Below are 21543 nucleotides of genomic sequence, written 5' to 3'. Positions count from 1 at the left end.
ATTTATTGATGCTAATTTAATATATTTATTAATTAACTTAGAAAAACTAAATTGTATATACTTAAAAGATGAAACCTGTTATTCTAATAATTGAAGATAACCCACAAAACATGTATATGTTGTCGTACTTGTTAGAGAATAGTAATTATAAGGTGCTTAAGGCTTATAACGGTATAGATGGCTTAGACTTGGCTCATGAAAATCACCCTGAAATTATACTAATTGATATACAGCTTCCAGACATGGATGGTTATGAGATTTGTAGCAAATTAAGAAATAACGGTCTGCCAAAAAATACCGTTATTATTGCGGTAACCTCCTACGCTATGGGAGGAGATAAAGAAAAAGCAATAGAAGCTGGTGCTAATGGTTATATAGAAAAACCTGTAAACCCCGACACTTTTGTAAAACAAATGGAAACTATATATAAAGCATAATAAAGCCATGAAAACAATATTAATAGTAGATGATACTTATGAAAATCTTTATCTATTAAGAGTTATACTTGAAGAAGCTAATTATATCGTTATAGAAGCAAAAGACGGTAAAGAAGGATTAGTGAAATTAGAAGAAAATAACATAGATTTAATTGTTTCAGATATTTTGATGCCTATCATGGATGGTTATATGTTTTGCCAAGCCTGTAAACAAGATAAAAAATTTAAAAACATTCCTTTTGTTTTCTATACATCCACATATACCGAAAAATTAGATGAAGATTTAGCACTCAAACTTGGAGCAGTTCATTTTTTAAGAAAACCAACAGATCAAAACAAAATAGTTTCTGTAATTGAAGAAGTTTTTTCTCAAGACACACCTGTTCAAAAAGAAAATAAAAAAATAAAATTTACAGAAGAAGAAGTTTTAAAACTATATAGTAAACGCTTAATTAGTAAGTTAGAACATAAAAATTTAGATCTTGAGAAAGAAGTTGTAGTAAGAGAGAGAGCAGAACAATTATTAGTGCATAAAAATGAAATACTAGATTTAATTGTAATTAATACGCCATTAAATAAAGTTTTTGAACGCTTGCTTTTAAATTACGAATCTATCCATCCAGACTATTATGGATCCATTAGTTTATTGCAAGAAGACGGCATACATCTTACCTTAGAGTGTGCGCCATCTCTCCCTAAAGAATATAATTTAGCAATTCAGAAAGTTGTTATTGGAAATAATGTAGGGTCTTGCGGTACATCAGCATTTTTAAAAAAAGCAGTAATAGTTTCCGATATAACAACTAGTAAGTTATGGAAAGACTATAGAGGTATTGCCACTAAATGTAATTTAAAATCCTGTTGGTCCATCCCTATTTTATCTGAAGATAATGTGGTTTTAGGTACTTTTGCAATTTATAGTAAATCGGTAAATACACCCTCTTTAGAAGAAATAAGAGAGCTTAGTTTTTCTGCAAACTTGGTTAAGGTTGCTATAGAAAAGTTTATTAGAGTTAAAGAAATAAAAGAGAAAGACGAATCATACAAAGCATTAGTAGATCAAGCTAGTGATGCAATTATTAGTTATACTTTTGATGGTACTATATATGCATTTAATAAGGCAACCTATTCGATATTAGGGTATACTTTAAAAGAATTTTCAAAATTTAAACTCCAAGATTTCCTTATCGGTAGTATTGTGCAAAAGCCCGAGATTCAAAAAAGAATTATTGAAGGTGAATCTGTAGTTTTTGAAAGACAATTAATTTGCAAAAATGGAAACATTCTAGATGTTGAAATCTCAGCAAAAAAACAAAAAGACGATAAAATATTATCCATTGCTCGTAACATCACAGAACGAAAAAAAGCCGAACAAAAACTTTTAGAAAGCGAATATAGTTTGAGGCAATCTCAAATAGTAGCAAATATTGGATCTTATATAATAGATTTAAATGAAATGACTTGGGAAGGTTCTACTGTTTTAGATAGCATTTTTGGTATCGATAAATCCTTTCTAAAAACAATTGAAAACTGGGTTAGCCTTATTCATCCAGACGAAAGAGAAGATATGCTTCACTATTTCGAAAACGGCATTGTTAATAGAATAAAATATGATAGGGAGTATAGAATTATAAATCAAAAGACAAAAAAAGTACTTTGGATTCATGGCATTGGAGAACTCCTTTTTGATGAAGACTCAAAGCCAATAAAATTAATTGGTACCATGCAAGACGTAACCAGTCGTAAGCATGCAGAAATTAAAATTCGAGAAAGTGAAAAATCCTTATTAGTAGCCCAAAAAATAGCAAAGATAGGGAGTTTTGATTTAGACTTAGTCAATAAAATAGCAAGTTCATCTTCTGTTTTTAACGAAATAATAGGTGTAGAAGTTAATAAAAAAATAAGTTTTTCTCGTTGGCAATCTATAGTACATCCAGAAGATCGATTACTTGTAAAGCAAAACATGCTAGAAAGCCAAAAAAACACTCAAAAATTTGATTTAGAGTATAGAATTATAACCTTTGATGAAAAAGAATTAAAATGGGTTCATGCTTTAGGTGTAATAATCTATAAAGATAAAGTGCCAACTAATTTTGTGGGTACTATTCAGGATATTACAGATCGTAAAAAAGCAGAAATAGATTTAAAAATAGCAAATGACTTTTCATCAAACCTTCTACAGTCCATGCATGAAGGTTTAGTTGCTATAAATTTAAACTCTGAAATTATTAGTGTAAATCCAGCATTTTGTGAAATGACTGGTTTTTCAGAGTCTGAATTACTTGGTGTTAAACGCCCTTTTCCATATTCTCCACCAGAGCTAAAAAAGAAAAATGATGCAAATTATAAACTCTTATTATCCGGTAAAAATAAAAGTAATTACGAAAATACGTACATGCGTAAAAATGGAGAGCGTTTTCTAGTAGACGTCCAAATTTCAAGCGTATACGGAGAAGATGGAGAGAAAATTGCAAATTTTTCTACAGTACAAGATATTACAGAACGAAGAAAAGCAGAGATCGATTTAAAGCTAGCAAAAGAGTTTAATGATAAGCTAATTACCTCTATGCAAGAAGGCTTGCTCATGCTAGATATGTTGGGTAAAATTGTTAAAGTAAACGAATCTTTTTGTTCGATTTTAGGTTATTCAGAAGAAGAACTTATAGGTCTGGAATTACCATATCCATTTGCAAAACCAGAAGACTTTGAAATAATGCAAGAAATTAAAGCATTGGTAACTAAAGACCAAGCGCCTTCTTTTCAATTAGAGTTTATTAGAAAAAATGGAGAAAAATTTCATGCCTCTTTTTTGGCAGGTACTATTAAAAACGATAGTAATGAGGTTATCGCAATATTTGCAACGGTTAAAGATGTGTCTGAAGAAGAAAAACTTAAAGATACACTTAAAGAAAGAGCAAAAAAATCCATTGAAAGGAAAAATGTAATTTTAGAATTAGCAAATTTTGTAGGATCCGATTATAAAGTTGCTTTAAAAGAACTTACAAAACTATCTGCTAAAACATTAAATGTTGGAAGAGTTAGTGTTTGGAAATTTAATAATAAGAAAAATGAAATACTATGTGATGGATTATTTGATTTAAAAAGTCAAACCTATGAAAGTGGAGTAGTACTTAAAAAAGAAGAGAACCCTGTTTATTTTGAATCAATAATTAAAAATAAAACAATAAGTATTAATGACACTTTTACTAATAATATTACAAAAGCCTTTAAAGAAAACTACCTGTTGCCGTTAGGAATTACTTCTATGTTAGATGTTGCTATTCAAGTTTCTAATGATTTGTATGGTGTTTTATGTTTTGAGCATATTGAATCTAAACGAGTATGGACTGGAGATGAAGAGGAGTTTGCAACTTCTCTGGCTAATTTAGTTTCCTTAATGGTAGAAAGCGCAGAACGAAAAGCAGCAGAAAATGAATTAAAATCGGAAAAAGAATTTTCAGATAAACTGGTTACCTCTTTGCGAGAAGGGTTGTCGGTAGTAGATTTAAACGGTGTGCATATAAAAGTGAACCCTGCTTTATGTGAAATGACGGGGTTTTCAGAAGAAGAACTTTTAGGAATAAAGGCGCCTTTTCCTTATTGGCCACCAGAAGAGTTAGATTATATTTATAACAAATTTAACTCTCCCCTTAAAGGATTGGGTGTTACTGCCAATTTTGTCTTCATGCGTAAAAATGGTGAAAGATTTCCATGTATTTTAAAACCTTCAGTTATTACTAATAATGATGGGGAAGTAATAGCATATTTTTCAACAATTACAGATATAACCTTAAGAGTAGAAGCTGAAAATGTTTTAAAACAAAATATTATACGTTCCGATCAAAGAAAAAATACCATAATTGAGCTAGCAAACCTTATTGGTGAAGATTTTAATGATTCCTTAAAAAAGATTGCAACAACAGCAGCAAAAACATTAGATGCAGCTTTAGTTACTATTTGGAAATATAAAAATAATAATACAGAATTATTAAGTAAAGTTTTTTATAATTATGTAGATGATATTTTAGAGCGGGAACAGTTGGAAATTAATAATAAAGAGTATCCAAACTATTTTAAAGCATTAGAAGAAAACACAAGTATAAATATTACAGATGTTCTTAATGATCCAATTACTAAAGAATTCGCTAAAGAGTTCTTAATTCCTAATAAAATTACTTCTAGAATCGATGTCATAATTTATGGAAGGAGTAATAATTATGGAGTAATAAGTTTTGAGTGTACTAGGCCAAAAAGAGTCTTTTCAGTAGAAGAAGAGAGTTTTGCAAATTCAATTGCTAGTATTGTGTCTTTAATGGTGGAAAGTAGTGAAAGGACTTTGGCAGAAAATAAAATAACATTAACCAACCAAAAACTTACAGAAGCAAACAAAGAGTTAAATACGTTAAGAGACCAATTAGAACAAGAAAATGTTTACTTAAGAAATGAGTTAGATTTAGTGTTTAACTATGAGGAAATGGTTTATGGAAGTGAGGTGTTTAGTAACGTACTAACCGAAGTTGAAAAAGTAGCACCAACCATAGCCACAGTATTATTGTTAGGCGAATCTGGAACAGGAAAAGAACTTTTAGCTAGAGCAATACACAATACTAGTTTGCGAAATAATAAACCATTAATAAAAGTAAATTGTTCTGCGATACCTAGAGAGTTAATTGAAAGTGAATTGTTTGGTCATAAAAAAGGCTCCTTTACTGGAGCAGTGAAAGATAAAATAGGGAAATTTGAATTAGCAGATAAAGGGACTTTATTTTTAGATGAAATAGGCGAGCTGCCATTAGATATGCAACCAAAAATATTAAGATTCCTTCAAGAAGGAGAGATTGAAGTAGTTGGAAGTGTTTCAGGTTCAAAAAAGCTTGATGTTAGAGTTATAGCTGCAACAAATCGAGATCTTAAAAAAGAAATTGAGAAAAAGCAATTTAGAGAAGATTTGTATTTTAGACTTAATGTGTTTCCTGTACAAGTTCCTTCCTTAAGAAATAGAAAAGAAGATATCCCCTTATTGGTAGAGCATTTTGTAGATAAATTTAATAAAGCATATGGAAAAAGCATTAAATATATTACAGACGATGCTATGAGTCAATTAAAAGCTTATGATTGGCCAGGCAATATTAGAGAATTAGAATACTTAATTGAAAGATCTTTAATACTTTCAACAAAAGATACTTTAGTGATTCCTGGTTTTGAGTCTTCTACTCAAAAGGTAAAGTCAATTCATGATAAAGATTTAACTTTAAATTCTGTACAGCGCAATCATATCTTACAAGTGCTAGAGCAATGTAATTGGAAAATTAGTGGTAAAAACGGAGCGTCAGAAATCTTAGGTTTAAAAGCTAGTACATTACGAGATAGAATGACTAAATTAAATATATCCAAGAGTATAAGGAAGTAACGGTATACCGTCAATTGTTTCTTTTTGTAATACGAATTCGCTATACAGCTGTCTTTTGTAAATATAAAAATTTAAAACCTCTCATAAACTACGGGGATCAATAATAAATAATATACGAATTTTATTAATTACTTCAAACCCTTATTTTTAGATCGTGGAGCTACTCCCAAAGTATTAACTACTGTGTTTTTTTATTAGAAAATAGGTCCACTACATTAAGTGCAACAAATGCATTAACGTGTGCTAAATTTTTGGCAGATATTACTAGTAATACTATTTCTGAGGCAGGCGAATTAGAACCAAATGACTATATAGCAATTTGGAGATAAAACTAGTTGGTGTTTATTAGGTTCGTCTTTAACCTTTTTCCTTAAATATTAATATAAAGCATATAGCGAATTGTTTATGGATTGGTGTTTTAAATTGACGGAATACCGTCAATTCATGTATTTTGTTACTGCAAGTCACGGTATTTCGATTTTTTATTTTTTGGATAAAACTACTTGATAAAATGTAGTTGTTTGATTTTGAGGTTTTTGGGATTTGTTTTATATAAAAAGCATCTTTTGGCACTCCTATTGAAAACAAATATTCAAAGGGATTATTATGAAAAATGAAATATTTATTAATAACATTAAATTTTGGGTCGACCAAAACATCATCTATTGTAAATTATTTGAGGATTCCAATTTAAACTATTCAAGAGAAAACATTGAAAGTATGTTTTGTGAAGCTATCTCAATACTTTCAAATGGAACTTTTTTACCAGTGATATTTGATTTCGAAGAATTGAATAGTTCACATTCTTTAAGATTCTTTAAAATTATATCAAACAATTACAAGATTAAAAGTGCGGTGTTATCTAAAGTGTTTTTAATAAAAAACTATAGGCAAAAACTATTGCTTTCCTTTTATGTGTTGTTTAGTGATAGTAATGTGCCAAATTTAATTTTTAGGGATCTAGATTTAGCAATAGCGTATTGTAATGAAAATTATGCCACCTTTAATTCTTTAAGTTATGACCATTAAAATGGGAAATATAATTAGTATTGGGTTCTCAAAATTCTGGACTTTCAATGATGTTCTTCATATCCAATTTAGAAACAAAAAAAAGAATAATAAATTTCAAATAAATGAAGCAAAATTATTTGTAAAATCAATTGATGCATTATGTAATAATAAACCAATGCCATTTTTAATTGATGTAAGAGATTCTAATGGCACTTTTACTGCAGAAGCAGCAAATTTAATAGCCAATTCTCCAACCTTACTTAAGCTAAGAATTTCAGAAGCCTTTGTAATTAATACTATTAGTGCAAAAATTGGATTAGCTTCTTATAAAAGAACTCAAAAACCAATCAATCCTTATAGTGTATTTGGTGACATACAATCTGCTAAGGATTATTGTCTAGAAACAAAAAATAATTTTTATGGAAGCAATTAAATATAACATGCCGGATTCTATGGATGATAGCGTATGGGCAAACGTGATAGGGAGTTCTATGGTATCTATTACAGATGCTTTAGGTAGAATTGAATTTGCAAGCGATGCGTTTAGTGAAATTTTAGAATGCCAAAAATATAGACTTGTTGGGGAAACACATGAATTATTAAAATCGCCGCTTCATACAGGGGAATTTTATAAAAATTTATGGCGAACTATTAAAATGGGAAATAAATGGTCTGGGGTTTTAACAGATGTAAATAGCTCAGGGAGAGTATTCTGGTTAGATACAGAAATAATACCATTTAGAAAAAAAGGAGAAAAAAACTATAAATATTTATGCCTTTACAAAAATGTAACTAATTATTATAAAGAAAGAGAGGTGCTTAAAAAACAGGAGCTTGTTAACGAAAGTTTTTTGCAAGGAATCCCTTTAAATGTTTTTGTTGTTAGTAGGTATGGTAAAATTTTAAACACAAATAAAAGTTTTTGTAAAAAGGAGGTGCAGGAGTTAATAGGCACTTATGTGTACGACTATTTTAGTCCATCCAGTTTTCAGTCTTTTAAAAATAATATTGATAAAGTTTTTGTAGATAAAAAGAAGCATCAATTTGAATTACATGATTTGAATACGGATGGTGAAAAAATATTTTTTTCAGTAATAAGTTCTCCAAATTTTAATTCGGTGGGAGAAATTGTTTCTACAACGATCGCTTTAAACGAAGTTACAGAATTTAAAAATGTTAGCGATCAGCTTAAAAATAGTGAAGAAAAATTCAGAAAAATTTATCAATCGATCAATATAGGTGTAGTTGTCGTTGCTGATGAGAAAGGAAGTATTACCGAATGGAATAAAGGAGCAGAAGCAACTTTTGGTTATTCTGAAAAGGAAATAATAGGTAGTTCGTTAACGATGTTAATGTCTGAAAAGTATCGAAACAAAAACATTGCAGGATTGCTAAGAGGAGTGGATAAGATTAAAAATCAAAAAGAGGAGGCTACCGTGAAAATGTGTTGTTTGCGTAAAAATGGTGAGCAATTCCCAGTAGAGTTCACTTTAAGTTATTGTAAAGTAGGAGAGGTTGGTTTTTATTCGGCTATGATGCTAGATATATCACAACGTAAAGAATTAGAAAACAAACTAATAAAAAAAACAGAAGATCTTGAATTGTTATTGAAAACAACAGAGGAGGAATTAATAAAAAAAACATAACTAAGATATTTCATTTAGACTACTTTATATAATAAAAAAATGGAATTGATTTTATATTCGTAATTGTTTGGTGAATTGGTGTTTGGTTTTCTTTACACAATGCTAAAACTAAAGTCTTCTCTTGGTTTTTAACAATAATTTTTTTTACTTATAGTTTAACTTTTATGTGTTAAAATATCCTGTGTATTTGTTTAATATAATCTCAAAATAAAAATACAGACCGTTTTAGAGTCGATTTGCAATAATCTTTCTCTCTTATGCGCTTATTAACTTAAACGCAGCACTTATATCTTGAACTCTTTCAAAAAAAGATTATCTATGTTTTAGTATAATTTATTAAGCTACTTTTGCTTTATTTGACATTTATTAAAAAGAGTTAAAACTACCATATATTAATGGTAGTATTCTTACTCTAAGAACAGGAAGTTATTAAAAAAATGTTATTCAGTTTTATGAAAATCAACAATTTATCTATTTTAACTTTTATCTCTTTCTTGTTTTTTTCAACAGCTATTTTTGCACAAGAATCAAAAATAGATAGTCTAAAAATTGAATTGCAAAATCATAAAGAGCGTGATACTACAAGGGCAGATGTTTTATACGATTTGGCATTTTTATGTTTTCGAAAAGACCTGAGTTTAACCAATTCCTATTTGAAAAAAGCAGAAATCATAAGTGATAGTCTAGACTATAAAAAAGGAAAAGCCAACGTTTTAAGTTTAAAGGGAATCCTAGCAAATCGAAAATCAAATTATGATAATGGTTTAGATTATTTTCAACAATCACTTCAAATATTTAAGTTTATTAATGATAAAAAAGGAATAGCTTCTTCTTATAACTCTATAGGAGTCACGCATTTGCAACAATCTCAAAATAAAGAGGCCTTAAGTTATTTAAAAAAATCATTGGCTATATATGAAGAGATACATGACAAAAAAAAACTAGTAGCAGGTTATATGAATTTAGGAAGTGTTAATTCAAGCCTAGGAAACTATCTAGAAGCGATTTCATACTATAAAAAAGCATTAGCAGTTAGCAAAGAAATCAATCATGAATATGGGGTGCCTTATGCATTAAGTAATTTAGGGAAGGTTTATAAAAAACAAGGAAATATAGCTATTGCTTTAGATTATTATAGTGAAGGGTTGTACTATAAAGAAAAATTAGGAGATACTCTTGGTATGTCAATTTCAATGAATGATTTAGGTAGTATGTATAGATCTATTGGAAACTTTGATAAAGCACTAGAATACCATAATAAGTCTTTAAATTTTGCATTAAAACTGGAAAACAAAGGCATTATAGCAATAAATAAAGAAAACATTGGACTTATATACAAGCGTAAAAAAGAGTATGAAAAAGCATTAAAATATATGTACGAATCTTTGAAAATAAGCCAAGAAATCAAAGATGTAGGGCAAGAATCTGTTTGTTTAACCAACATTGGAGAAGTTAATTTATTACTTAAAAAACCCTTAATAGCGCGTGAGAATTTTGAGAAATCGAATGTTATAAGTTTAGAAAATGGAGAGCAGTACGTTACAATTAGTAATTATTTAGGTCTTTCAGAAAGTTATTTAGATGAAAAGCAATATAAAAAGGCATTGTCTTTTGCATGGAAAGGCAAGAAAATTGCAGACGAATTAAACCTTTATGATTCGCAGCATAAAGCTTTAGAACTACTTTCTAATATCTATAAAAATACAGGTGACTATAAAAAAGCATTATCGAGTTATCAGCAATTTAAAATATTAAGTGATAGTCTTTTAAGTAAAAAAAGTGTTGAGAAAATCACGCAATTAGAGTACGAGTATAAATACAAGCAAGAATTAGAGTTAGCTAGTTTTAGAGAATTAAAACTGACTAAAACAGTAACAGCTACTACTAAAGATTTAGAAAAGTCAAAACAAAATTATCTTTGGGCAATTATTGGAGCTCTCTTGGTTTCAATATTATTAGGTTCTATTATATTCTATCAAAAATTTAGAAACGAAAAATCAAAAACACAAAATATAGTAATTGAGCAAAAATTATTACGCTCACAAATGACACCACATTTTATCTTTAATTCACTTTCTGTTTTACAAGGTATGATTTTAAATAAAGAAGAAAAAAAGTCTATTTTATATCTCTCTAAATTTTCAAAATTACTTCGCATTACGTTAGAAAATTCAAGAGACAAAACGGTGCCGTTATATGAAGAACTAACAGCGATAAACAACTATTTAGAACTTCAAAATTTAGAAGCTAGTCAATCGTATCAATATACAATATTAGTAGACGAAAGTATCGATGAGTCTTTATTAGAAATACCACCAATGCTTGTACAGCCCTTTATTGAAAATGCTATAGAACACGGTTTTAAAGATAAAAAAGATAATAGGAAAATTGATCTTCAACTTAAATATTTAAATAAACAACTAATTTGTACTATTACAGATAATGGGATTGGGGTTGATTCCTTAGTAGAAAATAAAAAGCAGCACAAAAAATCATTATCCACTACTATTACTTCAGAACGAATAAAAATGTTATCTAAAGATTTTAAAATGAAGGGTTCTGTTACTATTGAAGATAGACAAAAATATAAGGAGCAAGGAACTATCGTTACTTTAATAATTCCTTACAAAATAATTGTAGCATAATGAAAGCACTAATAGTAGAAGATAAAGCATATATTAGAAAAGGATTACTTAATTTATTACAATTAACAGACACTAAAGTCGAAGTAATAGGTGAATGTGAATCTGTAAAAGATGCTGTTGTAGTTGCAAATTCTTGTAAGCCAGAGTTGATTTTTTTAGATATTAACCTTACTGATGGTACTGGATTTGATTTTTTAGCCCAAACAGAAAACCTAGCCTTTAAAGTTATTTTTATTACTGCTTATGAAGAATTCGCTATTCAAGCCTTAAAAATAGGCGCTGTAGATTATCTATTGAAACCTGTAGATGTAGAAGAACTTCAAATAGCCTTGCAAAAAGTTTCTACATTACCTATTGTAGAACAAAAACAACAAATAAAAATGGTGAAAGAGGTTTGGAATAATGAAGATTCTAAATTAATATTGTCTCTGCACGATAGTTTTCAAGTTATAGATTTAAATGAATTACTATATTGTGAAACCGACAAAGGATATACTACTTTCTATTGTGGCAATAATAAAAAATATTTAGTTTCAAAAACGTTAAAGGAATTTGAAGAACGACTTTCTGCTGCTAATTTTACACGTCCACATCAATCGTTTATGGTCAACTTAAAATTCATAGATAAATATGATAAATCTGGTGTTATTCATTTGAAAAATGGAAAAAAAATACCTGTGTCTTCTCGAAAAAAAGAAGGTTTTTTAACTACCTTTTTAAACTGGAATAACAACTAAACTTCTTGCCCTTTTACAGATATTTCTTCAAGTATCGCACTTATTTATTCTAAAGCTTAGAAAATAGATTCCCTATTTTCTACCTCTTTTTTGCTACGTACTTTTATTGTTGTTAAAAATAAAGTCATTATAGAAACTATGATGGCTAATAAACTAAAAACACTAAAATGAAAGTATTAAAACTTACAGTAATAGTAGCATTTTCAATAATAATACTCCAGTCTTGTGGAGGAAATTCGGCAAAACAACCAGCAACAGCAAATGGTTTTTTAGAAATACAAAAAGACATTAAAAATGAATTTGGGGATGATGCCTATTACACAGATTTAACAATTACCTACAATAAATCCTTAGGAAATATTATAGGTGTTACGGTAACTAAAGATCCTGTTTCTTTAAAAATGGGACAGTGGAATCAAACAAAAGGCATTTGGAAACAAAACCAAGAGATCTCTCTAGAAGTGCCACAAGGTACACAAGCTTCAGATTTTATGTTTCAGTTAGATGAAAATATTAATCTCTCAATATTAGGCGAATTAGCAGAAAAAGCTACTGGACAATTAAAAACCGATAAGAATATTGAAAACCCAACATTATCTATGGCTTTTATAAAATTCCCAAAAAACGGAGACGTATCGAAAACGGAATATACAGTAATGTTAAAGCCGGAAAACGGAGGGACTACATTTACTTTTAAACAAGGAATAAATGATAATTCTATAAAAATAGATTACTAACATTAAAAACCAAAATTCACTTTAAACTTTAATTTAAAACTAAAAAATTATGAAAAAAATACTTCTTGTTTTAACTACTTTATTTATATCTATAATTGGGCATTCGCAAACATTTACAGCTCTTGATAATAACAACAATACTTTAGAGTTTGATATAACAACTACAACAACTGTTGACGTAAGAGATTATGTTTCTGGCGGAACAGATATAGATATACCTTCAACAATTGACAACCCTAATGATGGTATAACATACAGTGTTACTGGTATTGGAAACTTTGCACTTCAAAATAATAATTTAACAAGTGTTACCATTCCGGATAGTGTTACCTTTATTGGTGAAAATGCTTTTGTTGCAAATCTTCAATTAACTTGTGTTATTTCTGAAGCAACAATACCACCTGTAATTTTTACAGGAGGTGGTACTGATTCTTTTGGTGCTTCATATCGTAGTAATATAAATTTATCTATACCATCTGGCACAGCAAGTGCATATGCAGCTGCAACATGGGCAGGTTTCAATAGTGTTGCAGAAGGACTTAATGCAACTTTTACAGTAGATTATATTACCTATCAAATTAATGGGAATAACGAAGTCACTGTTACAGGATACAATACAGCAGGTGTTACTTCAGTAAATATACCAGATATTGTTGCTCGTGGTTGTATAAGTTATAATGTTACTAATATTGGTAATAATGCTTTTAATGGTAGTGGTTTAACGAATGTTGTTATTCCAGATGGTATTATTAATATTGGTACTGCAGCTTTCGCTTTTAATAATTTACAGAGTCTTGTAATCCCTGATAGTGTTCTTGTTATCGGTGATGGTGCTTTTGCTCAAAATAACAATCTAAATAATGTTGTAATAGGTAATAGTGTTACAAGTATTGGTGATGCTGCTTTTCGTCAGGCTAATTTTACTAGTATTACAATACCAGATAGTGTTTTAAATATTGGTTTATTAGCTTTTATGGACGTTGGCTTAACCGATGTAACTTCTCTAGCGACTACACCTCCAACAATAATTACAGGTACAAATGATACTTTTGGAAGCATTATTGCTCGTGGTGATATTAATCTACACATACCACCAAATACTACTGGAGCATACGTAACAGATGCTGGAGCCTTGTGGACAGACTTTTTGGTTGTAACTGAAGATGCAGGCTTAAGTATTTCCGATTTTGAGTTGATGAATGATATAAAAATAATTACAAGGGCTAATGACCTAAAAGTAATTTCACCTGATAGTGTAAGATTAGAAAACTATACCATTTATAATATTTCTGGAGCAAAGGTAAAAACAGGTAAAGAGCTTATTATATCAACAAACACATTATCTAATGGTATCTATATTTTGAAATTAGATTTTAATGAAGGTATAATTACTAAAAAAGTCATTATTAACTAGTCTCAATATTATATTCAAACAAGAAAGGGTATAAAACCATTTTTTATTTTTTAATAGAAGCGGTTTTATATCAGTAATCTTTAAACCAAAACCAATGAAAAACGGAATAGGAATTAAAAACGAGTATAATTCAGTAGATAAGCTTAGAGGTTTCTTAGAAAAAATCAATTTACAAATGTTCTGAAACTTATGACGAATGTGTTTGAGAACAGATGCCAGCGGTCAGAGGATAGCATACATTATTTTAAAAAAAATAAGCAATGGATGCTATTAAGGCTTTTTTTATAAATGAAGAACTATAAAAATAAATCACATTATATCAAGCAAAATAATGAATGTTTACTTAGGAAAAAATATAAAATGCACTAAAATATAATAGATATTGCTACTGGTGTTATAAAGCAAACGTTGCTAGTTGGTTCTCAAAAAAAAGTATTTAGAGAATTGGAGCAACTTGTTTTAAGAGCGGCTTCATAAAAATCTTAAAAAAAAGTGTTTAAATTTTAAATAACCTGTATTGTTTATGAAAACCCTTCAAATTAATTTATCTCTTATAGCGCTTTTATTGAGTGTTATGTCCTATGCACAAGTAGGTATAGGAACTACTAATCCTAATGCTACTTTAGATATACAGTCTTCAAATCAAGTAACACCAGCAAATAATGATGGTGTTTTAATACCAAAAATAGATAATTTTCCAAGTGTTAATCCAACTATAAACCAAAATGGAATGCTTGTTTTTGTTACAGGTAATGGCGTGCCATATAAAGGGTTTTACTATTGGGACAATGTAGCAACTTCTTGGGTTATAATCACTGGAACTTCTAATAGTGGCGGTAACACCTTAAATGAAGCCTATGATCAAGGAGGGTTAGGCTTAGGTAAAAGTATAGAAGCTACAGATGGTGCTGTGCTTATTAATGGAGAAGATGGTTTTTTGGTAACAGGATCTTTTGGCACAGGAAACACTATAGATGCCGAAGTAACTGGTAGTGGTACACGCATGTTCTTTAATCCTAATAAAGCGGCATTTAGAGCAGGTAGAGTCTTAGGTAATTCATGGAATGATATTAATATTGGGGAAAACTCTACAGCTTTCGGTGTAAATACTGTAGCTTCTGGTCAAAACTCAACAGCTTTTGGTTTTGGTACTATGGCTTCTGGAGATAACTCACTAGCTTTTGGTAATAACACAATAGCTTCTGGAGTTAGTTCAACAGCTTTTGGATTAGGTACAACAGCTTCTCAAAATGGATCAACAGCTTTTGGTGATTATGCTAACGCTTCGGGTAATTATGCTACCGCTTTTGGAGCTGTTACTACTGCCTCTGGTGACTATTCAACAGCTTTCGGTTATTTTACTACTGCTTCCGGTGACTATTCGACAGTTTTTGGCGATTTTAATACTGCTTCTAATATTTATTCAACAGCTTTTGGGTTTTTTAATGAGGCTTCTGGATATAGTTCAACTGCTTTTGGTCAAGGAAATTTGGCTTCAGGTTCTAACACAATTGCTTTTGGCTTAAATACAGTGGCTTCTGGTGCTGTATCGATTGCTTTTGGTACAAGTTCCCATGCGATTGGAGATTTCTCATTCGCCATAGGTGGTGGAGCTCAATCCATAGGGTCTAATTCATATTCAATTGGTCAAGGAACACAATCTACTGGAGCAGGTTCAATGGCATTTGGAGCAGGAACTCAATCTAATGGGTTATTTTCGATGGCTTTTGGTTTAGGAACAACAACACATTCTTATGGAGAAACTACTTTTGGCACATACAACACGACTTATACACCTGTTAATAATACAAACCTTTTTATTTATAGTCCTACAGACAGACTTTTTACTATTGGTAATGGCTTAGGTCCAGCTACTAGTAGTAATGCACTTACTATATATAAAAGTGGTTTAATGAATATTAATGATGAATATGATATGCCACTTACAGATGGGACAGCTAACCAAGTCATGACAACAAATGGTGCTGGCGTGGTAAGTTTTCAAGATGCTAGTAGCTTAAGCGGAAACACCTTAGGACAAGCTTATAACGAAGGAGGTTTTGGCTTTGGTAGAATAATAAATGCGAATAATGGACCTGTTGAGATTCATGATAGTGGTGGGTTGATTGTGCAAAGTGCCAATCAAACGCATATGTTGTTTGTAGATGGTGTTAATGATGCTATTGGTATAAACACAGCTGTTACTACAGCAGATTTATCTGTAAATGGTACAGCAAACAAATCTGGCGGTGGAACATGGGCAGTGTTTTCAGATTTACGTTTAAAAGAAAATGTTAGCAATTATAAAGAAGGATTAGAGTTGATTACAAAAATTAGACCTGTTAATTTTTCTTATAATACTAAAATGCGAAAGATTTTTGGAAATAATCAGGTAATTAAAAACAAAATATATCAAGGTGTTATAGCGCAAGAATTAAAGATAATTGCACCAGATATGGTAAGGGAGATTTCTTTTGAATCTGAAAAGTTTTTAGAAGTAGATCCTAATAAGTTTACTTATGCGCTTATTAATGCTGTGCAAGAACAACAAGATGAAATTGAACAACAAAGCGCTAAAATTAAAAAGTTAGAAGATCAGCTTAAAAAGCTACAAAACGAAATTGAAGCTATTAGAGTATTTTTAAAAAAAAACTCATGAATTACGATTTGCTAAATAAGCGCTATACCAAAATTTACCATCATCTACCAAATAGTTCTCCAGTAATAAATAATCTTCAAACTTGAAAAATAGTTTTATCTTTTTTTAATTTATTACTGTGCGTAAATTTAGCTCTCTTAACTTGTCGTAAATTGGTGTAATATTGAGTTTATTGGATTTAACTAATTCAAAGAAGGATTTTGAGAAATTGGTAAAATCATTTTTTTTTTTTCAACTTAAGTCTTCGGTTTTAGCATGATTTAGCCCTGAAACATTTAATTCGGTATTAGCTAATGTGAATATATTTTGCTTTTAATTAAATCGCTGTTCAAAGTTAATATCGGATGTTTATGAGTGTCTAAATATCTAATTGTAATTAAGAAGTACAGTTCCTTAAAATTACTCAATTCCTCATTGAATCAATATTCAAAATTTAATGTTTCAATCGGTTTTCTAGTGATTTCTATGTCATCAAAATTACCAATGCCCTGTTCTTTGTTTTTTGTAGAATATAGGCTAATTAGAGATTCCTATTCTTCATCTTTTGGAAGTTTTGAATTGTATTCTTCCATATAGTTTTTTGTAGGTTAAGGAAAAAGTTTAAAAAAGCAATTGTATATGTAGAAGTCATCACAACAGAGGAGGGTTAAGTGAGGTTTTTTTGAACATTTCCCAGACTTCATATATTGGTTTTCCGATTTTGAAAACAGATGATTAATTTCCTTAAAAGACATATTAGCACATTCTTAAGCGCCTATTAAAACCAAAAAACCCGAACGTATAGTTCGGGTTTTTTTATGGTGGTGCCTCCAGGAACGTCTTAAAATATAGCTACATAAATATTTATGGGCTTTTATACAGTTAATACTGATGCGGATATTTAAAATAAAGAGCTAAGTATAATTGTATACAAGAGACAATTAGAGAGTATATAATAGAATTACTTAAAATTTAATAATAGTAATAATTATTTGTCAGGTATTAATTTTACTAATTTTTGAGTATTCTTTTATTTATTAAATCTAAAGCAATGTCAAAAACACTATTACATATCTGGTATTAACTATACACTATCATAAAAAAACAATCAGTTTTAGTATATTGGGATTATTATTTGAATAAAGCCTCAATAAGCTTATGCGTTACCAAATCAAAATTAGTATCCTATTATTTTTTTCATGGACCTGTTGCGTCAATGCACAAACAAAAAAGCTTGATAGTATCGTAAAATCTCTAAGATATCAAATAGAACAAGCAGCATCAGACTCTATTAAAGTACCACTGATGATAAAATTATCAAATGAACTTGGTGCATTTGATGTAGAAACGGCGTGTGATTTAGATGTAGAGACTCAAAAAATTATAGATAATAATTTAGATAACAGCCGCTATTTTCAAAAGCTCAAAGTCCAAATTTTACAAAGTCGTGCCTATTGCGGAATTGTCCAAGGTAATTTAACCGAAGCGCTAGACTACCAACAACAAGCACTTGATTTAAGTATTAAAATCAAAGATAGTTTGGGTATCAGTAGAGCTTACACAGGTAGAGGCACAATCGCTCTAAAGAAACATGATACCATAAATGCAAAGTATAATTACAAGCTTGCTGTAGAAATTCTTGAAAAAAATGATAATTCTTATGATTTAGCGTACACCTATATAAAATTAGGCCATGTCTATAATAGATATCGCAAGCTCGATTCTGCTCGTTATTTTTATAGGCTTGCAAAAACGGTTCATCCTACAAACGAAATGAAAGTGACTGCCAATGCTAATATTGGCACCTCATATATTTTTGAAGACGCTCATGACAAGGCTATTGAAGTACTTTGTGAGAATCTTAAAATTTTAGATTCAAAAAACTACACCCAGTTAAGCTCCGTTTATAATAATCTTGCGAGTTCGTACACATCTTTAAAACGCTATGAGGATGCCTTACAATCTATTGATAGAGCTATTAGTTATTCAAAAAAAGTAAATGATAAAATAAGGATAAGAGATCAATATGAGTGGAAATACATCATAAGTGCACGTGCAAAAAAATTTGAAAACGCCTTTGATGCACACAAGAGCTTTAAAATCTATTCCGATTCTCTCAATGATACCAATGAGATTAAACGTTTTACAGAGCTAGAGCTGACCTACAAGTTTGATAAAGAAAAGGAATTAGCTGCTGTAGAACTAAAAAGTGAAGCCTCAAAAAAGAAATTGTATTTTATTCTATTGCTCATAACTGCTTTACTAGGTGCTGTTTTGATTTTCTTTATAAGAAAAAATAACAAACAAAAACTAAAACTTGCAGCTAATGAAATTGAGCTCAAAAAAGTTGAAAAACTTAAAGCAGATTTAGCATTAGCAAATCGTGAAACTGAACTTAAAAAAGTAGTTGTAGAAAACTCTATTACAGAGGAGGTACTTAATAAAACCTTAGACGACATAAAAGAAATTATAACCTTTACAAACGAAAAAAAACGAAAAACAGCATTACGTTCCTTATCGGCAAATTTACTTTCAGAAAAATTGGTGCAAAAAAACTCAACAAGTGTCCAATCATACCTCGACAATGTGAATATTGATTTTAAAATACGTTTAGACACTCATTTTTCACAATTAAAACCTAAAGAAAAAGAATTTCTTTGCCTCATGAAAATTGGTCTTAATACAGCTGAGATAAGTAAGCTTCAAAATACTACAATACCTGCCGTAAAATCGTATAGATATCGCATGCGAAAAAAAATGGGTTTAGACTCAAATACCGATATTATCGCTTATATAGATAGTAAGGGTCTTATGTAATTGTAAAAACACGACATTTTTAATGTATTAATTTTTAGTGATTTATAATTATCGCTACTCTGTCGCTACCCTATTATTTTGTTTTTTAATGATAAGGCTTGGTTATTTGTAATAATTAATAGCGACACAAAACAACTTACTTTTTAGCTATTGTGTTGTCATTTCAAATAACAATTATGAAACCACCAATTCAATACACTAAGAGTGGAGTTGAAGCTGTCAGTATTGCATACCAAGTGTTTGGTTCTGGTCCTATAGATATAGTGTATATTCCTGGTTGGGTTTCTAATATAGATTGGATGTGGGCATGCCCAGAATTGGTTGATTTTTTTGAAACATTAGGTAAAATAGCACGAGTCATTCTCTTCGATAAAAGAGGCACAGGTCTATCAGATCGTGCAGTTGAATTTTCTACATTAGAAGAGCGAATGGAAGATATTAAAGCGGTTATGGACGCTGTAGATTCTAAAAAAGCGATTCTTTTTGGGCATTCAGAAGGTGGAAGCGTGTCAGCTTTGTTTAGTGCTACCTATCCCAATCGAGTAACTGCTTTAATTGCATTTGGCATTTTTGCCAAACGACGCTATTCTCTAGACTACCCTTGGGCACCAACAGATCAAGAACGTCAAAAGGTATACAATATGATAGAAAACAGTTGGGGAAGTGGTGAAATGAACTTAGAAACATTAGTCCCTTCTAAAGCCAATGATCCTGTTTTTATGGATTGGCTCGCTAACTATTTTCGTTCTGGAGCCAGTCCTACTGCGGCAATGAAGTTAACAAAAACGAATACACAGGTTAATATTATTGATATTTTAGGCTATATAAACGTGCCTACTTTACTCATGCAACGTACCAATGATATTGATGTTAAAATTGAAGAAGGACGTTTTATTGCAGAGCGTATAAAAGGTTCAAAGTTTGTAGAGTTTGAAGGAGATGATCATTTGTTTTGGGTAGGAAATACAGTAGAAGTTTTAGATCAAATAAAGATGTTTATTAAAACATTAAAACCCAGTACACAAAAAAAGAAAGGTATATGTACCATGTTGTTTGGTGAAGTTTTTTCATCTACAAGAGGAAATCTTATTAACGAGATGATACATCAATATGTAAACGAATGTGGTGGTCTTATTTTAAAAAATGATAAAAAGCATTTTATAGCTGCTTTTCAAACACCAGGAAAAGCAGTGCATTGTAGTATAGAACTGCTCAATAACTTAGAGGATATAAAGACGTCGTTTTCTATGGGAATATACTTGGCAAAGCGAAGTGATATTTATAAAGAAACCCTAAACAAGCGTGATGAATACATGATGCAATCCATGCGATCTCAACTTAACTATAGTCACATACTGGCTACCCAAACGATAAAGCACTTATTAACGGGTTCAGAGTTTAATTTTACAGAAGACTCTTCTGTGCTAGAGTATGGTTCTTGTAAGCTATGTAAATTGTATAGCGTGAGTAAAGTGTTGGATACAAATAAAAAAAACACAAAAAATCACCTTTATAATTTTAATCAATATAATTCATTTTTAGAAGATGTATTACAAATCATAGACAATCATATTGATGATAGTGCTTTTAGTGTAGACATGCTTTCACGAAAAATAGGCATCAGCGAACGTCAATTACAACGAAAAATTAAAGAAGCTACCAGAAAGTCACCTTCACAGTTAATTGCATCTATTCGTCTTAATAAAGCAAAATTGGCACTCGCTTTAAGAGATTGTTCCATTGCAGAAATTGCTTTTCAATTTGGGTTTTCCAGTCCGTCATATTTCTCTAAATGTTTTAAAAAAGAATTTGGTTTAAGTCCTAATGAAGTATACGATAAAACATAATGATGTGTAAAACACCTATTCTAGATTAATTGCTGCCAGTTTGTTGTCGGGTAAGTTATAGGGTTCTTCACTTTTGTTACATACTTACACTTATACTAACAATAAATTTGCTAATAAACCACTCAAAGGTTGAGTGGTTAAATTTAATTAACAGAAAGATAATCAGTTTTTTAATAATTCGTATTAACTGTTTTAAAAATAAAA

Annotated in this window: 12 protein-coding genes; all 12 read left to right on the top strand. The window is 30.2% G+C overall.

The genetic code is table 11. The features are described 5' to 3' along the window. The first annotated feature begins 68 nt into the window (after nucleotides 1-68). Nucleotides 69-437 (top strand): response regulator, encoded by a 369-nt coding sequence (locus tag Q4512_RS00515; RefSeq protein ID WP_303420485.1) that lies wholly within the window; start codon nucleotides 69-71, stop codon nucleotides 435-437. Nucleotides 438-444: 7 nt separating this feature from the next. Continuing rightward, nucleotides 445-5847, top strand: coding sequence for a PAS domain S-box protein (locus Q4512_RS00510; protein ID WP_303420483.1), 5403 nt, complete (start codon nucleotides 445-447; stop codon nucleotides 5845-5847). Nucleotides 5848-6453: 606 nt separating this feature from the next. Beyond that, complete coding sequence (locus Q4512_RS00505; RefSeq protein WP_303420481.1) at nucleotides 6454-6876, top strand: hypothetical protein; 423 nt, start codon at nucleotides 6454-6456, stop codon at nucleotides 6874-6876. Between the two features lies 1 nt (nucleotide 6877). Then, nucleotides 6878-7291 carry a hypothetical protein gene (locus Q4512_RS00500; RefSeq protein WP_303420479.1) on the top strand — a complete coding sequence of 138 codons (414 nt, stop codon included), beginning with the start codon at nucleotides 6878-6880 and terminating at the stop codon, nucleotides 7289-7291. Then, nucleotides 7278-8504: a PAS domain S-box protein gene (locus Q4512_RS00495; protein WP_303420477.1), complete on the top strand. Its 1227-nt coding sequence runs from the start codon at nucleotides 7278-7280 to the stop codon at nucleotides 8502-8504. Before Q4512_RS00500 ends, Q4512_RS00495 begins: the two co-directional genes overlap by 14 nt. A 452-nt stretch (nucleotides 8505-8956) precedes the next feature. Beyond that, nucleotides 8957-11149, top strand: coding sequence for a tetratricopeptide repeat protein (locus tag Q4512_RS00490; protein ID WP_303420475.1), 2193 nt, complete (start codon nucleotides 8957-8959; stop codon nucleotides 11147-11149). Then, nucleotides 11149-11886: a LytTR family DNA-binding domain-containing protein gene (locus Q4512_RS00485; RefSeq protein ID WP_303420473.1), complete on the top strand. Its 738-nt coding sequence runs from the start codon at nucleotides 11149-11151 to the stop codon at nucleotides 11884-11886. The genes Q4512_RS00490 and Q4512_RS00485 overlap by 1 nt, the downstream gene beginning before the upstream one ends. A gap of 167 nt (nucleotides 11887-12053) precedes the next feature. Further along, nucleotides 12054-12623: a hypothetical protein gene (locus Q4512_RS00480; protein WP_303420471.1), complete on the top strand. Its 570-nt coding sequence runs from the start codon at nucleotides 12054-12056 to the stop codon at nucleotides 12621-12623. Between the two features lie 49 nt (nucleotides 12624-12672). Further along, the gene (locus Q4512_RS00475; RefSeq protein ID WP_303420469.1) at nucleotides 12673-14037 is read left to right on the top strand and encodes a leucine-rich repeat protein; all 1365 of its coding nucleotides are present in this window, start codon (nucleotides 12673-12675) and stop codon (nucleotides 14035-14037) included. 523 nt (nucleotides 14038-14560) lie between these two features. Next, nucleotides 14561-16696, top strand: coding sequence for a tail fiber domain-containing protein (locus Q4512_RS00470; RefSeq protein WP_303420467.1), 2136 nt, complete (start codon nucleotides 14561-14563; stop codon nucleotides 16694-16696). Nucleotides 16697-17833: 1137 nt separating this feature from the next. Further along, nucleotides 17834-19492 (top strand): tetratricopeptide repeat protein, encoded by a 1659-nt coding sequence (locus Q4512_RS00465; RefSeq protein ID WP_303420465.1) that lies wholly within the window; start codon nucleotides 17834-17836, stop codon nucleotides 19490-19492. A gap of 176 nt (nucleotides 19493-19668) precedes the next feature. Further along, on the top strand, nucleotides 19669-21339 hold the full coding sequence (locus Q4512_RS00460; protein WP_303420463.1) for an alpha/beta fold hydrolase: 1671 nt from the start codon (nucleotides 19669-19671) through the stop codon (nucleotides 21337-21339). The last annotated feature ends 204 nt before the right edge of the window (nucleotides 21340-21543 follow it).

Origin of the sequence: Oceanihabitans sp. 2_MG-2023, from assembly GCF_030547245.1 — a bacterium.
Taxonomy (GTDB): Bacteria; Bacteroidota; Bacteroidia; order Flavobacteriales; family Flavobacteriaceae; genus Oceanihabitans.
Note: the sequence above shows the minus strand (reverse complement) of the source record. Positions and strands in the feature narration are given on the sequence as shown.

What these genes read in the sequence shown, in the direction of transcription:
- Q4512_RS00475 (WP_303420469.1), top strand. Translation starts at nt 12,673, where the DNA reads ATGAAAAAAATACTTCTTGTTTTAACTACTTTATTTATATCTATAATT.
- Q4512_RS00515 (WP_303420485.1), top strand. Translation starts at nt 69, where the DNA reads ATGAAACCTGTTATTCTAATAATTGAAGATAACCCACAAAACATGTAT.
- Q4512_RS00485 (WP_303420473.1), top strand. Translation starts at nt 11,149, where the DNA reads ATGAAAGCACTAATAGTAGAAGATAAAGCATATATTAGAAAAGGATTA.
- Q4512_RS00465 (WP_303420465.1), top strand. Translation starts at nt 17,834, where the DNA reads ATGCGTTACCAAATCAAAATTAGTATCCTATTATTTTTTTCATGGACC.
- Q4512_RS00510 (WP_303420483.1), top strand. Translation starts at nt 445, where the DNA reads ATGAAAACAATATTAATAGTAGATGATACTTATGAAAATCTTTATCTA.
- Q4512_RS00480 (WP_303420471.1), top strand. Translation starts at nt 12,054, where the DNA reads ATGAAAGTATTAAAACTTACAGTAATAGTAGCATTTTCAATAATAATA.
- Q4512_RS00495 (WP_303420477.1), top strand. Translation starts at nt 7,278, where the DNA reads ATGGAAGCAATTAAATATAACATGCCGGATTCTATGGATGATAGCGTA.
- Q4512_RS00470 (WP_303420467.1), top strand. Translation starts at nt 14,561, where the DNA reads ATGAAAACCCTTCAAATTAATTTATCTCTTATAGCGCTTTTATTGAGT.
- Q4512_RS00500 (WP_303420479.1), top strand. Translation starts at nt 6,878, where the DNA reads ATGGGAAATATAATTAGTATTGGGTTCTCAAAATTCTGGACTTTCAAT.
- Q4512_RS00490 (WP_303420475.1), top strand. Translation starts at nt 8,957, where the DNA reads ATGAAAATCAACAATTTATCTATTTTAACTTTTATCTCTTTCTTGTTT.
- Q4512_RS00505 (WP_303420481.1), top strand. Translation starts at nt 6,454, where the DNA reads ATGAAAAATGAAATATTTATTAATAACATTAAATTTTGGGTCGACCAA.
- Q4512_RS00460 (WP_303420463.1), top strand. Translation starts at nt 19,669, where the DNA reads ATGAAACCACCAATTCAATACACTAAGAGTGGAGTTGAAGCTGTCAGT.